Consider the following 14,623-nt stretch of genomic DNA (forward strand, 5'->3'; position numbering starts at 1 on the left):
TTTGAATTCGTGACTTTCAATAAAAAAGAATAAATAGGATAAAAAATAAGCGTATTTAGCATAAATCATTAAAAAATATAAGATCAAAATTGCTCAAATTTTCCATTCTAAGCATAAATAACTGTACCTATAGGTGCAGTTATTTGTCTATTTTTTAGACTTTTGTCGTGTGTCTCGTCAAATATCGCTGTGCTCAAATAATGCTCTTGTATTGGGCTGAGCTAAATCTGTAAAACAATAAAAGCTTCCCGATGTGATCACTACAACAATGATATGTAATCTCACAGGAGGTGAGCTATGGCAACGAATGCAATAAATGTGAATCAAGTGATTGATCAGGCTAAATTTACACCTTTTCATTTTAAGGTGGTGTTTTGGTGTCTATTGATTATTTTATTTGATGGCTATGACTTAGCCATTAATGGTGTGGCACTTCCTCTACTGATGCAACAATGGTCATTAACGGCTGTGCAGGCAGGGATGTTGGCCAGTACTGCGTTAGCGGGCATGATGTTTGGTGCCATGCTGTTTGGTACCTTGGCCGACAAAATAGGCCGTAAAAAAGTCATTATGATTTGTGTGGTACTGTTTAGTGGCTTTACCTTTGCTGGCGGTTTTGCATCAAATCCGACCGAATTTGGTCTACTACGTTTTTTAGCGGGCTTAGGAATTGGTGGTGTATTGCCTAATTTAGTAGCCTTAACTTCGGAATATGCGCCACAACGTTTACGTGCGACCTTAGTAACAACCATGTTTAGTGGTTATGCTGTGGGTGGTGTGATGGCTGCTTTATTTGGCGCATGGTTTACCCCAAGCTACGGCTGGCAAATCATGTTCTTTATTGCTGGTGTACCGCTGTTGTTTTTACCTTTTGTTTGGAAGTTCTTGCCTGAATCATTAACCTTTTTGGTGAAAGCACAAAAAGATCAGCAAGCATGCCAAATTTTACAGCGTTTAGATGCTGAGGTTGATTTACCAAAACAGGTGAAACTCGTTCTGAGCGAAGCAAAAGTGTCAGAGCCTGCTTTTGTTAGCAGCTTGTTTAAACAAGGGCGTTCAAGCAATACTTTGCTGTTCTGGTTAGCTTTTTTTATGTGTTTATTAACACTGTATGCTTTAGGCAGTTGGTTACCAAAGCTGATGATGGCTGCGGGCTATTCGATGAGCAGTAGCTTAATGTTCTTATTAGCCATGAATATAGGCGCAGTCATTGGTACTGTTGGCGGTGGTATTTTGGCTGATAAGTTTCATATGAAACCCGTGATTATTAGCTTATGTTTGGCAGGCGCAGTTGCATTATCTTTATTAGGATTTAAGTCTCCACAGCCCGTTATTTATTTATTGGTGGCTGTTGCTGGTGCATCTGCAATTGGTTCACAAATCTTGCTGTATAGCTATGTAGCACAGTTTTATCCAGTGACTGTACGCTCAACAGGTATTGGCTGGGCTTCTGCTGTGGGCCGTACAGGTGCGATTGTGGGCCCAATTTTAATTGGTATGCTGTTGGGTATGGAATTGCCTCACCAAATCAACTTTATGGCAGTAGGTTTACCCGTCATTATTGTTGCGATTGCTGTGGCATTCATTAGCACTAAAACGTCGAAGGAAGAAGTGGATGCAGAAGTCAAATTGCAGAAACGTTTGAGCAGTGTGAAAGCCTAGTTGAATTTTGGCTTAAAGTATCTCTAAAAAAGCCTTCATCTTTGATGAAGGCTTTTTCTTTGGCGATGTAAAAATAATCAAATTTGAATTAAAAGTATTTAAATAGTTTAAAAATCACTCAAGAAAATGAATTTAAGTCACTGAAAATGTGATTGATTAGACTAATGTTGAATTTTTATGGTGGTATAAATTATGTGAATATTAGGCAAAACTACTTTAGTAAATGGCTTCAGCTTTGTTCTAAAAAACAAAATTTTAAACTGAAGGGCGCTAGTTAAAGTGCAATGCAAATAAAGATTTACAGGAGGTGAGTAATGTCAAAAGCAGTGAATGTGAATGATATTATTGATCACGCAAAATTTTCCAAATTCCATTTTAAAGTTTTAGCTTGGTGTTTGCTTATTATCTTATTTGATGGCTATGATCTAGCGATTAATGGTGTTGTTTTACCCTTGCTTATGGAAGAGTGGGGCTTAAGTGCAATGCAGGCAGGTATGCTTGCGAGTACAGCACTTGCAGGGATGATGTTTGGTGCCATGCTATTTGGTTCCTTGGCCGATAAAATTGGCCGTAAAAAAGTCATTATGATCTGTATTGTTTTATTCAGTGGTTTAACCTTTGCTGGTGGCTTTGCTTCAAACCCGACAGAATTTGCTATTTTGCGTTTCTTGGCGGGTTTAGGCATTGGTGGTGTAATGCCTAACCTTGTGGCTTTAACCTCTGAATACGCCCCACAGAAGATGCGTAGCACCTTGGTTACAGGTATGTTTAGTGGCTATGCGGTCGGTGGTGTTATGGCTGCTTTATTGGGTGCATGGTTTACCCCAAGTTTTGGCTGGGAAATCATGTTCTTTATTGCTGGCATTCCGCTGTTTTTACTGCCTGTGATTTGGAAATTTTTACCAGAATCTTTAACGTTTATTGTGCAAAAGAACCGTCAAGACGAAGCTCGTACTATTGTGCGTCAATTGGCTCCACAAGTATCTGTGCAAGAAACAACAACTTTTGAATTGCATCAAGTTGATACGCCTGAATCTGCAAGCGTGATGAGTTTGTTCCGTCGTGGCCGTGCAACAAATACAATTTTGTTCTGGATCGCGTTTTTCACTTGCTTACTCACCATGTATGCATTGAGCAGTTGGTTACCAAAATTGATGATGGCGGCAGGCTATTCGATGGATAACAGCCTCATGTTTATGATGGTTATGAACGTTGGTGCAGTTGTTGGAATCGTGGGCGGTGGTATTTTGGCGGACCGTTTCCATTTGAAACCAGTATTGATGTGCTTGGGTCTAATGGGTGCGATTGTGATGAGCTTAATGGGCTTCCAATCGAATATGGTTCTGCTTTACATCTTGGTATTCTTGGCTGGTGCGGCGTCTATTGGTTCGCAAATGTTGCTATACAGCTATGTAGCGCAGTTCTATCCATTGGCAGTACGTTCGACGGGTATTGGCTGGGCATCTGCGATTGGCCGTATGGGTGCGATTATTGGTCCTATCCTCATTGGTGGCTTATTAGGGATGAGCCTTCCTGCACACTTTAACTTTATTGCAGTGGGTTTACCTGTATTGATCTGTGCGATTGCAGTTGCATTGATTATGCAAGATACAGATTCTGACAAGATTGAAGTGGCGCAGCCAGCAAAAGCTTAAGCTGTGATTCTTTAAAAAGAAAAGCCTCCGTAAGGGGGCTTTTCTTTAATTTTTAGTTATATTTGTGAATATAAAATAAAATTGAAAGTAGAACAATGCTTGCAAAATTAGGTCTTCAAAATGTTGAAATTATAGAATCAAATACTCAATTTGATATTTTACATGTAAAGGATTCTCATAATTTAATTAAAGCTGCAGGATATTTAAAGTTTACTCATTCATCGACTGATAAAAGTGAGGGTATTTATTTCAGAGGTGAAAGAAAAATTTATGAGAGCCTTTCACCGACGTTATTCCGATCTCTTAAAAATCAGAATGCTAAACAAAGGAAAACATCACTTTTAAATAATGCCTTAAAAGAATTTAGTAATAAATGTCCAATATTTGCAAAATTTGGGCAATATGCGCATGAGCCATTATTACAGCATTATGGCATTTCTACATCGTGGGTAGATGTAGTTGATAACATTTGGATAGCACTTTGGTTTGCTTGCCATCAAGCTAAATCTGCAGGTGAAAATAGTGAATATTTACATTTTGAAAAAAGAACACCAAAACCTAATGAATATGCATATATTTTGTTAATCGGAGCTGATATAGATAAGAGACACAGTGAAAAACCAGGTTGGTTCCACGGAGAGAATACAGAATTAATCGATCTCAGAATGGCAACTCCTTCTGTTTTTCTAAGGCCTCATGCACAACATGGATTACTTTTTAGATGTAGAGGAATTAATCATCAAAGACCTCATGATTATAGACAGCAGGTCAGAGGGATTATCAGGGTTGATTTAAATGATGCCTTGGATTGGCTAGGACAAGGTAAGATAGTAGGAACACATGCTTTATTTCCTCCAGCTTATTATGATATTGGTTATAGAATTCTTTTAGAGTGTGGAGCTAAATATGATAATGATCTGGGTAGTATTGCTTTAATTGGTTCTTAAAATTCTCAAATTTTCATGGTAATTAGTTATGAAACTTAACTCATTCTCCCCAATCCCTGAAGACGATGACGAACTTCACCTACCAGAATTAGTGTATTGGGCATCTTTAGGTGATGTAGCAGAAGTCGAAAAACGTTTAGCCAATGGTGTAGATGTAAACCAAGCAGATGAAGAAGGCTACAGCGCACTACAAGCAGCCGCAGAAAACGGCTATTTAGATGTGGTTCAGCTCTTGGTCAGCAAAGGTGCGGATGTACAGCATAAAGCGCCTTATACGGCTTTAGAGCTTGCAGAAATGGCAGAGCAGACTGAAATCGTAAACTACCTAAAAAGCCTATAAAAAATCACGATCGCGCAGATACGAAAAAGCCCCATCTTCCTGATAGGGCTTTTCGATATTTCGTAAGTTTAGATATGACTCCTGTCGTATCTCACGTCCTGGTGTACAAACCTTTTATTCTTGTTGTTAAGTTTGGAAACTTCCTGTTTCCTGATAACTATAGATTATGATGAATGAGCACTATTGCCTAGAGGCAGAATTCTGCAAGCGATGTAAGCTGTAGCGTACACGAACGGATGAAGAATCATCACTGAGGCCATGTCACTAAGCTGCATAATGATCATCTGCATTAAACACATTGGCCTGAATCTGAATGAGCTTACGGTTACCTTGTTCGCCATTCATACGCCAGTGTGCAATTTTCACATTATCAACCAGTGCAACATCACCTTTATGCCATTCTAATAACAAAGCATCCTTATACATGGCATTGAAAAACTGTTGCTTTTCTTCATCCGTCCATTCAATTTTGTCGCCTTGTTGGTTGTAAATTTCCCATGTGAGTTGCATGCCATCTGCTGTGGAATCAATTTCAATCTCTCCACGGTTATCAAAGCAGTTTTGTGCGGCTTGATGTGCAAAAGGATTGGTATTGTTGGCAAATGCCCACGGTTGTAAGGCCAGTTTTTTGGTATCTGGATGGTGAATCACTAAAGGTGAGCGCTGTAGGGTCAGTTTGGCTTTTTTGTCCTTACGCATTTCAATGCTAAACGGACTTTTTTGTAATAACAGCCGATCCAATACACTCAGTTTGCGAGCAGAGACATAAGAAAAATGATTCCAAGCACCAAGGTATTTTTCTTGTAAGGTTTTTGGGAGTTTATTCCAAATCAGTTCTAAATTATTAAAGCCAGTTTCGGCCAAATAAGTCGAAGGCTCCTGACAAAAAAGAGCGATATAACGTGAACGCTCTGAAAGTACACCACCTTCAACATGCGGGCCTTGTACTGAATTTTCGACAGGGCCAAGTTGTACCGTATTACGGTCGATATAGCGACGATAATCGCCAGCACCTAAAATGCTTTCACTGTATTTACGCATCCATGACGCTGCCCAACCTGGCATATTGGGATTAAATGCATTCCAAGGTTGAAGTTGAAAATATTGCTCAATCAGCATTTGAAACTGTTCAGGTTGCTCAATTTGATAGCCTCGAAAGACTAAAATGCCGTAATCATGCAGTTGTTGCATCAGTTCATTACGGTGTGAGCCAATATATTGTGCCAAGGCCATACTGGAGTTATTTTCAGTTGTTGCTGAAAATACTTTGGTGTATTCGTTTAAAAAGTGCTGCTGAGGCTGCATAGCTGATTCTCTCATTTCATTTTTTTTATAGTTGCTGCCTGATCCTTTGGCAGTTCTTATACGCGAGCAAATCATAGCGCAAGTTGCGTAAAGAATATGCAAATTATATGTAGAGTTTTACTGAAACGCTTTAACTTTTGTGAAGCAGTTTTATATTTACGACCAAATGCAAGGCGAGAGGATGGCGGTTAAAAATTTAGCTACCCGAAATGAAAAAAGCCTCAACATTGCTGTTGAGGCTTTTCTAATCTATTACTCGGGCTATTGCCTGATTCTTATTACTGTGTCTATTTTTTCTTTTATGTTATGCGCTTAAGCATATTTTTTTATGTTGAGCAGTCCTGCTGTATTGTTTTTGCTTTTATTTTTTCCAAACTTCCTGTTTGGTATGAACTTAATATAATTGTGTTTCCTTAGGTAAAGAAGACGCTAAATTCTGCATCTCGTGTAAGTCATAGCGTACAAAGCCACAAGCTCTTTAAACAAGTCAGCTAAATGGATACAGCATAAAATCAGAGCTAGGGCAAAATGCAAAATATGTATGCCTTGATGAGGAAGATAAAAAAAGCCCCAACATCCTGTCGGGGCTTTTTTTGATTCGTTGCAAAGGTATGTTTCCTTTCATACCATTCAGCATCCTGCTGTTGTGACATTTTTTTATTTTTCTTATCAGACATCCTGTCTGGCTATGAACTTAATATAGTTTGAAAGATGAAACTGAGATAGCTGTTAATTTCTGCAAATGGTGTAGGAAAATGCTTACAGCGATATCGCAAAGAAATGTTCATAATGTTTGGCTGATAACAAGAGCAAAGAATAAGTTTTATGCCGATCATTCAAATTGATATTCGTACCCAGTATAACGACGTGCAAGAACAAGCATTATTAAATACGGTTTTGGATGCCGTACAGCAAAGTTTTCAGCTTCCTCAAACAGATCGTAATATTCGCTTGTGTGTACATGCGCCACATCGTTTTCAAGTGTTTGATGGCTTAGCACAGCCCGCGCTGTTTACACAGATTAGTATTGATTGTTTTGCTGGACGCTCTTTAACGGCAAAGCGCCGTTTGTATCAAAGTTTAGTACAGAATTTAATCACATTCGGTATTCCTGCTGACCATATTTTAATTTTGCTTCGAGAAAGCCCATTACAGAATTGGGGGATTCGTGGTGGTCAAGCAGCATGTGATATTGATTTGGGTTTTCAATTGGATGTGTAAAGTCGTTGAACGTAAAGTTGAATGACACTGCATAGAACGAAAAAAGCCTCAACATCCTGTTGAGGCTTTTTCGGATTCATTCTAGCGGTATAACTCCTGTCGTACCGTACGCTTCCTGCGTCTGTCCTGCTTATCATTATTGTTTTAGGCTTTGGAGACTTCCTGTCTCTCTATGAATCCAATATTAGACTGGCTGCGAATAAGTGAAAAGTGGTCAATTTCCGCAGTTGTTGTAAGCAAAAGCTTACAAGGTGGTTTATGCGCTGACGTATTGCACCAATTTATCAAAAGCTGCTTTCAGTGCTTTGTCATCAAACTCATTGCCTTCAAATGTTTCTGCGCGGTTGCGAGCAAAAATATCACGGATTTCAACCACGGCATTGGTGTCTACCAGTCCAAGCTGCGTTGCTACCTGACGGATTTGATCAATTGAACGTGAACCGTTGCTCCCACCATAGCTGACGTAGGCAGCTGGCTTTGCATTCCATTCTTTGCCTAAATAATCTAGGGCATTTTTGAGAGCTGGGCTGTAGCCGTGGTTGTATTCGGGGCTAATGAAAATAAAGGCATCGCCTTTGGCAATTTGTGCGGACCATTCTTGTTGTTTGGGCTGATCATAAATACCCGTCATAGGCGGGTTGGCACCAGCAAAAAATGGCAGATCCCATGCTTTTAGATCAACAATTTCGGTTTGAACCGTGCTGAATTCATAACTGTTGATTTGTGATTGGATCCATGCTGCAACTTTAATTGCTGTACGGCCTTCACGTACGCTACCCACAATAATTTGAATATTTATAAGTTTCTCAAGTGCTATTTTCTGTTTAAATTAATCTATGGTGATTGGGCTGTATAGTATTGATCTGTAAATAATAAAAAAGCACCCGAAGGTGCTTTTTTATGACTTGCGTCACTTACATAATTTTAATGCCTTGCTGGCCAGCAGGCGTTACTTTAAAAATTTCCACTTCAAAAGTAATGTTTTTACCTGCCAATGGGTGGTTAAAGTCGACTTCTGTAATGTCTTCACCCACTGTTTTTACCACGCCGTATAGGCTTTGTTTGGCTTTGTCTTCAAACTCGATCATGTGACCTTCAGTTGGACGCTGTTCAAATTTTACAGTGTCAAACTTTTGTACATTTTCAGGGTTCCAAGGGCCAAACGCATCCTCTGGTGGCAAGCTTACAGTGCGGCGGTCGCCAGCACGTAAACCAAATAATGCTTTTTCAAAACCAGGTAACAAACTGCCATCGCCCATCACTAAACTTACAGGTTCAGCACGGCTACGGGTGTTATCAATTTCTACGCCATTTTCAATCGCGACAGAAAAGTGAAGATCGACTTTAGCGCCGTCTTCAATACGAATTTCTTCGTTAGGATGAATCAAATCAGTCATTTTTTTGCGCTTCCGCACGTTGAATACGCTGCTTCTCAAGGAAGAAGGTATCAATCAACAATAAGATGGTACCCAGCGTAATGGCACTATCTGCAAGATTAAATGCAGGGAAGTGGCTGTTGTTGTAATACACGTGAATAAAGTCGACCACATAACCCAAAGATACGCGGTCGATTAAATTACCAATTGCGCCACCTAAAATAAGGGCAATCGCAATGGGTAAAATTTTCACGGTTTTTGGCATACGCATCAGCCAAAATACAAAAATAACAGACACTAAACCTGCAAGTGAGGTAAAGAAGTAACGTTGCCATCCACCGGCATCGGACAAGAAACTAAAAGCAGCGCCATAGTTATGTAGTAATGTCCAATTTAAAAAGGGTAGGACTGGAACAGGGTCTGCATAATTCAGACTCGTGCTGGCAATCCATTTGGTCCATTGATCCAAAATAATGGCAACAATGGATAAGCCTACCCACACTAAATTGTGTGGATAGAATTGAAATAAACCCTTTTTTTGTTGTGGATTAGGCATATTTTCTCTCTTCGCCTTGACCTGTAGGAAGGTTAATAATACAACGAGAACAAAGACCTGGATGTTCGTGATGTGTATTCACATCTGGTAGAACATGCCAGCAGCGCGCACATTTTTCACCGTCAGCTGCTGACACGTTTACACGTAAACCTTCAAGGTCAGATTCGTTGCCTTGCGCTGCATCAAATGCATTTACAACCACTTGAGATGTGATGAGGACAAAACGTAGCTCATCGCCAAGACGGTCAAGTACGGTTTTGAGTTCTTCAGATGCCCAAAGCTCTACTTTGGCAGATAAGTTAGAACCTACTGCTTTTGCATTACGTGCTGCTTCAATGTGTTTATTTACTGCAGATTTTACAGCAATGAGTGTTTGCCATTCTGCTTCAGAAACAAGGTTAGCGGCTGATGCAGTTGGAATGTCATACCATTCAGCAGTGAAGACATATTTCTCAGATTGCTCTGGAATTAAAGGCCATGCTTCTTGCGCGGTAAAGCTTAAGATTGGTGACATCCAGCGAACAAATGCTTGTACCAAGTGATACAACGCAGTTTGTGCAGAATGACGTGCTGCAGAGTCTGCTTTAGTGGTGTATTGACGGTCTTTGATGATGTCTAAGTAGAAACCACCCAAGTCGTTAATACAGAAGTTGGTCAACGCATTCGTTACGATATGGAAGTTCATATCTTCGTATGCTTGTTGAATGGTTTTTTGAACATCGCTTGCACGTTGCAAGATGTATTGATCAAGCGCGATCAATTGATCTACAGGCAATGCATCCGTCGATGGTTTAAAACCATTCAAGTTGGCAAGCAAGAAACGTAAAGTGTTACGAATACGACGGTAACCATCAGATGCACGGCTAAAGATTTCTTTACCCGCAGTCATTTCATAACGGTAATCTGCAGATGCGATCCAGAAACGTAGACCATCAGCACCCATATCTTTAATGATGTCTTGTGGTGTGATCACGTTACCGATTGATTTTGACATCTTACGGCCTTTCTCATCGACCACGAAACCGTGCGTCAATAAGCCTTTGTAAGGTGCGCGTTCATTGATTGCAATCGATGTTAACAATGAAGATTGGAACCAACCGCGGTGTTGATCTGAGCCTTCAAGGTATAAGTCTGCTGGATCTTGCAGTTCTTCACGTTCACGAAGCACTGCAAAGTGTGTTGTTCCAGAGTCGAACCATACATCTAAAGTGTCACGTACAGCATTGTACTGCTCTGCATCTGCACCGATAAATTCTGCTGCGTCACGGTTATACCAACCATCAATCCCTTCTTGCTCGATCAGTTTTGCAACTTCTTCAATCAATTCAGGTGTGCGTGGGTGTAATTCGTTAGTATCTTTGTGTACGAAGAATGGAATTGGCACGCCCCATGTACGTTGACGTGAGATACACCAGTCTGGACGACCTTCGATCATCGCTTCAATACGGTTTTTACCCCAATCCGGTACAAAGCCAATGTCATTTTCAATCGCATTGAGTGCTTTGGCACGTAAACCTTGTGCATCCATGCTAATGAACCATTGTGGTGTCGCACGGAAGATAATTGGAGTTTTGTGGCGCCAGCAATGCGGGTAGCTATGCTTAATCACCACATGCGCCCAAAGCTTAGTCGCTTCAGTTAAAGCAGCAATAATTTTTGGATTGGCTTTATAGATGTGCTCACCAGCAAACAGTGGAGATGTTGGTAAATACACACCATTACCGCCAACTGGATTTTCAACTTTTAAGTTGTACTGTAAGCCAACTTTATAGTCGTCTACACCATGGCCGGGTGCTGTATGTACTGCACCTGTACCGCTACCGTCTGTGACGTGCTCGCCCAAGATGACTGGGACTTGGCGTTCAGCAATTAACGGATGTTGTAGTACTAAGTTTTCAAGTTTAGCGCCAACAAATTCAGCAATCACTTCAAATGCTGTAAAGCCATAACGCTGTGTTGCAGACTCAACCAATGATTTTGCAAGAATGAAGTTTTGTGGTGCTTTGTCTTCGCCAGTTGCTTTCACCAATTGGTATTCAAGCTCAGCATGCAGTGCAACCGCTTGGTTGGCAGGCATGGTCCAAGGCGTAGTGGTCCAAATCACGATGTCTGTACGATCCGCGATTTGTACGCCTAAACGTGCCGATAAATCTGCTAAATCAACAACAGTAAAGCCTACGTCAATTGCATCCGATTTTTTATCTTCGTATTCAACTTCAGCTTCAGCCAAAGATGAACCACAGTCCAAACACCAGTTGACAGGTTTAAGACCCGGCTCAATATGACCCGCTTTGGCAATGGCGCCAAGTGAACGCACAATGTCGGCTTCTTGTTTGAAGTTCATGGTGAGGTAAGGGTTGTCCCAATCACCAAACACGCCCATACGCACAAAGTCTTTCTTTTGCAGTTCAACTTGTGTGTATGCATATTCACGGCAGGCTTTACGGAAAGTAGAGGCGTCTACTTTCACGCCAACTTTACCCACTTTTTCTTCTACTTTGAGTTCAATTGGAAGGCCGTGGCAGTCCCAACCTGGTACGTATGGTGCATCAAAGCCATCCATCACACGGCTTTTGATGATGATGTCTTTTAAAACCTTGTTAACGGCATGACCCAAATGAATTTGACCATTTGCGTATGGAGGGCCGTCATGAAGCACATATTTTTTCTTGCCAATACGCGATGCACGAATCTGCTGATAAATGTCATCGGCATACCACTCTTCTAACCATTTCGCTTCACGTACTGCGAGATTTGCTTTCATTGCAAATTCAGTACCTGGGAGGTTTAGCGTGGCTTTGTAATCCACTGCATTTTCAGGAGTTTGCTTATCGCTCATGCAAGTTGTCATCCAATTTCATCCGTCTAGGACGGACACGTTTTATCAATAAAAATTAAGTCGAATTAGAATGGAAATGTTGGGGTATTTTGTCGAAACTCAAGGAGTTTTTCGACATCATCATCAATTCCAGCTTTTAGGGCTTCAAGCGACGGATAGTCCTTTTCACCATGTAAATAGTTGAGGAACGTTACCTGCATTAACAGGCCATACAGATTAGCAGAAACATTCGGAAAATGTACTTCTAAACGCCACTCTGGATGAACATGTTTAATGGCAGGACGTGTACCGACATGACCCGCACCGAATAGGGCAGTGGGTTCATAGCCCGCAATGCCAAGTTGCTCAGGGTTGTCCTGTTGCACTTTGGCACGTAGGGACTCAGTTTCACACAGAACTTCTACACCATAAATGCCATTTAGGCAGGGTTTATGACGGTTGAGCCTTACGTTAATGGTCGGAAAATTAATGGTACGACCAATTTGATCGCCGTATTGCACACGACCGGTGATGCTATAAGGACGACCGAGTAATTTTGCTGCATGGGCTAAGTCACCAGCTTGCAGAGTTTGCCGAACGAGGGTTGAACTAACACGTTCACCATTGACTTCAACATTTTGTAAATCGGTCACATGAAAACCGCGTTGGCGTAAAAATTCACTATTGCCTTGACGGTTTTTACCGAAGTGATGATCTTCACCTAAGACTAAACTTTGCGTATTGAGTTTGTATTTTAAAATGTCGCAAAAAGCGTCAGCGCTGAGGTTGCGGAAGTCATTATCAAATTTTGCCACCACAATATAGTCTACGCCGAGCGCTGTTAAATATTCGACTTTTTCACGTAGCGAAGAAATGCGGGGTGGTGCTTCATAAGATTTAAAGAATTCAAGCGGTTGTGGCTCAAAAATCATCACTGCAGTTTTTAAATTTTGTTGTTCTGCAATCTCTTTAAGTTGGCTGAGCATCGCCTGATGACCCAAATGTACCCCATCAAAATTGCCGATCGTTAAGGCCGTTTGAGGAAATTCTAAGTTGGGCGCTAAAGCATTCAGACGGAGCAGCTGCATGGGCGAATCAAATCGTTGAAAATGTTTGTGGGCTATATATTGCCATATTCTTCAGCATTCGTCTTGTTGTTGTGTTTTTACGCAAAAGAAATCCGCAGTTTAAGTTCGTATATAGAAAAAATTGATTCATTTAATAAATATTAATCAATTTTTCTTATTTGTTGGGTTGGTTAAGATAAGACCAGCTTCTAGATGAGGACAACAATATGCAAAACACGGTGCTTTTACAGACACGGCTTGAGACGATGATCCGTCAGTTCACTCCGAACTGGTTTACGGTGTGTATGGGGACGGGCGTGGTTGCACTGATTGTATCAGAGTTCCCTATCTTTCAAGCATTCACATGGTCATTCGGCGCGATGCTTTGGCATTTGAATATGCTGCTCTTTGTGTTGTTTAGTGCTTTATATGTGTTGCGTTGGCTGTATTACCCTGTCGAAGCCAAACAAATTTTTAAGCATCCCATGATGTGTTTGTTTTTGGGAGCTATCCCGATGGCGCTGGCGACCATTTTAAATGGCTTTTTAAAATATGGTCAGCCAATTTATGGCGAAAGCGCCTTGGTTTGGGCCGAGCTACTTTGGTATGTCGATGTGGTCTTGGCTGTAGCAATTGCTTGGCTGGTCCCTTTTGTGATGTACCAACGACAACAACACGAACTCAAAAGCATGACTGCAGTTTGGCTACTGCCGGTTGTGGCCTGTGAGGTTGCAGCCACAAGTGGAGGCTTATTACTGGGTCATCTTGTTGTGACGGAGCATGCTGTTGGTATCTTGCTAGCCAGTTATGTGCTGTTGGGAATGTCTGTACTGCCAGCTTTTGCGATTTTAACTATCCTCATGCTCCGTTTGGCGCTACATCAGTTACCTGCCAAAGAATTAGCCATTAGTAATTGGTTGGCTTTGGGGCCAATTGGTACAGGTGCTTTTGCTCTGTTGGTACTGGGTGCTCAGGCGCCTAGCGTATTGGCCAGTATTGGACTCGCACATGTAGGGCAGATCCTACATGGTGCAGGTATTGTGGGTAGTTTAATATTATTGGGCTTTGGCTTGTGGTGGTTAGGCTTAGCGATATTGACCACATTACATCACAGGCGTGTGTTGCCTTTTAATTTAGGTTGGTGGGCCTTAACCTTTCCGTTGGGGGTGTATAGCTTTGCGATCTTAAATCTAGCTGCGCAACTACAGATGGCATGGATTTATGGCTTTGCTTATGGTTTGAGTGCGGCTTTGCTTGTGCTGTGGTTATGGGTGGCTGGCAAAACTGCACACTGTTTTTATCACGGGCATTTATTTTTTTCACCGTGTTTAAAAAGCTATTTGGAGGCAAAGCAACAGTGCGCTGAAAAAGCCGTGTAATGGGGGAGGCTTGATTGAGTGCGTATGCAGACCCAAGGTGAGCATGTTCATGGATGACACATGCACTGAGGATTGCTCGATAAACAAAGTGACTCACCATATTGCATAACGGGATACATCACATTGCACAGTTTGCCACTTGACCATACTGATACGATTTATCTGTACGATGCTATTTTGCAAAAAAATTAAACTGTTAGAATATGCCCCTGAGATGGGCATATTCTGTGCACTCAATCAATTAAAACAACACGCAATAAAAATTAAATAGATAAAAATTCTATATGGAAATCAGGA

The 14,623-nt window shown here is 41.1% G+C and carries 12 protein-coding genes; 6 read left to right on the plus strand and 6 right to left on the minus strand.

The genetic code is table 11. The features are described 5' to 3' along the window. Nucleotides 1-297: 297 nt before the first annotated feature. The 4 genes from EXE29_RS05025 to EXE29_RS05040 all read left to right on the plus strand — a co-directional run bounded on the left by EXE29_RS05025 (nucleotide 298) and on the right by EXE29_RS05040 (nucleotide 4,604). A complete protein-coding gene (locus tag EXE29_RS05025) occupies nucleotides 298-1,662 on the plus strand; it encodes an MFS transporter (protein WP_106984108.1) in 1,365 nt (454 codons plus the stop codon). 314 nt (nucleotides 1,663-1,976) lie between these two features. Next, nucleotides 1,977-3,317 carry an aromatic acid/H+ symport family MFS transporter gene (locus EXE29_RS05030; RefSeq protein ID WP_117006525.1) on the plus strand — a complete coding sequence of 447 codons (1,341 nt, stop codon included), beginning with the start codon at nucleotides 1,977-1,979 and terminating at the stop codon, nucleotides 3,315-3,317. A gap of 95 nt (nucleotides 3,318-3,412) precedes the next feature. Then, complete coding sequence (locus EXE29_RS05035) at nucleotides 3,413-4,264, plus strand: FRG domain-containing protein (RefSeq protein WP_120364135.1); 852 nt, start codon at nucleotides 3,413-3,415, stop codon at nucleotides 4,262-4,264. A gap of 28 nt (nucleotides 4,265-4,292) precedes the next feature. Further along, a complete protein-coding gene (locus EXE29_RS05040; RefSeq protein WP_120364134.1) occupies nucleotides 4,293-4,604 on the plus strand; it encodes an ankyrin repeat domain-containing protein in 312 nt (103 codons plus the stop codon). A gap of 264 nt (nucleotides 4,605-4,868) precedes the next feature. Here EXE29_RS05040 and EXE29_RS05045 read toward each other — a convergent pair whose 3' ends face one another. Beyond that, nucleotides 4,869-5,909 carry a TauD/TfdA family dioxygenase gene (locus EXE29_RS05045; protein ID WP_120364133.1) on the minus strand — a complete coding sequence of 347 codons (1,041 nt, stop codon included), beginning with the start codon at nucleotides 5,907-5,909 and terminating at the stop codon, nucleotides 4,869-4,871. Between the two features lie 825 nt (nucleotides 5,910-6,734). Here EXE29_RS05045 and EXE29_RS05050 point away from each other — a divergent pair. Then, on the plus strand, nucleotides 6,735-7,130 hold the full coding sequence (locus tag EXE29_RS05050) for a tautomerase family protein (protein ID WP_120364132.1): 396 nt from the start codon (nucleotides 6,735-6,737) through the stop codon (nucleotides 7,128-7,130). 256 nt (nucleotides 7,131-7,386) lie between these two features. On the opposite strand, the gene EXE29_RS05055 is transcribed toward EXE29_RS05050, so the two are convergent. The 5 genes from EXE29_RS05055 to ribF form a co-directional block, all read right to left on the minus strand. Continuing rightward, nucleotides 7,387-7,929 (minus strand): NADPH-dependent FMN reductase, encoded by a 543-nt coding sequence (locus EXE29_RS05055; RefSeq protein WP_120364131.1) that lies wholly within the window; start codon nucleotides 7,927-7,929, stop codon nucleotides 7,387-7,389. A gap of 115 nt (nucleotides 7,930-8,044) precedes the next feature. After that, the gene (locus tag EXE29_RS05060; protein WP_120364130.1) at nucleotides 8,045-8,527 is read right to left on the minus strand and encodes an FKBP-type peptidyl-prolyl cis-trans isomerase; all 483 of its coding nucleotides are present in this window, start codon (nucleotides 8,525-8,527) and stop codon (nucleotides 8,045-8,047) included. Beyond that, nucleotides 8,520-9,062: a signal peptidase II gene (lspA, locus tag EXE29_RS05065; protein ID WP_120364129.1), complete on the minus strand. Its 543-nt coding sequence runs from the start codon at nucleotides 9,060-9,062 to the stop codon at nucleotides 8,520-8,522. The genes EXE29_RS05060 and lspA overlap by 8 nt, the downstream gene beginning before the upstream one ends. After that, entirely contained in the window at nucleotides 9,055-11,901 is a 2,847-nt protein-coding gene (gene ileS, locus EXE29_RS05070; RefSeq protein WP_106984117.1) for an isoleucine--tRNA ligase, read from the minus strand. The genes lspA and ileS overlap by 8 nt, the downstream gene beginning before the upstream one ends. A gap of 65 nt (nucleotides 11,902-11,966) precedes the next feature. After that, nucleotides 11,967-12,968, minus strand: a complete 1,002-nt coding sequence (gene ribF / locus EXE29_RS05075; protein WP_120364128.1) for a riboflavin biosynthesis protein RibF — start codon at nucleotides 12,966-12,968, stop codon at nucleotides 11,967-11,969. Nucleotides 12,969-13,174: 206 nt separating this feature from the next. Between ribF and EXE29_RS05080 the strand changes: the two genes are divergently transcribed. Beyond that, nucleotides 13,175-14,326, plus strand: a complete 1,152-nt coding sequence (locus tag EXE29_RS05080) for a TDT family transporter (protein ID WP_120364127.1) — start codon at nucleotides 13,175-13,177, stop codon at nucleotides 14,324-14,326. Nucleotides 14,327-14,623 lie beyond the last annotated feature (297 nt).

Source organism: Acinetobacter sp. WCHAc060006 (genome assembly GCF_004209135.1).
Lineage (GTDB): Bacteria > Pseudomonadota > Gammaproteobacteria > Pseudomonadales > Moraxellaceae > Acinetobacter > Acinetobacter cumulans.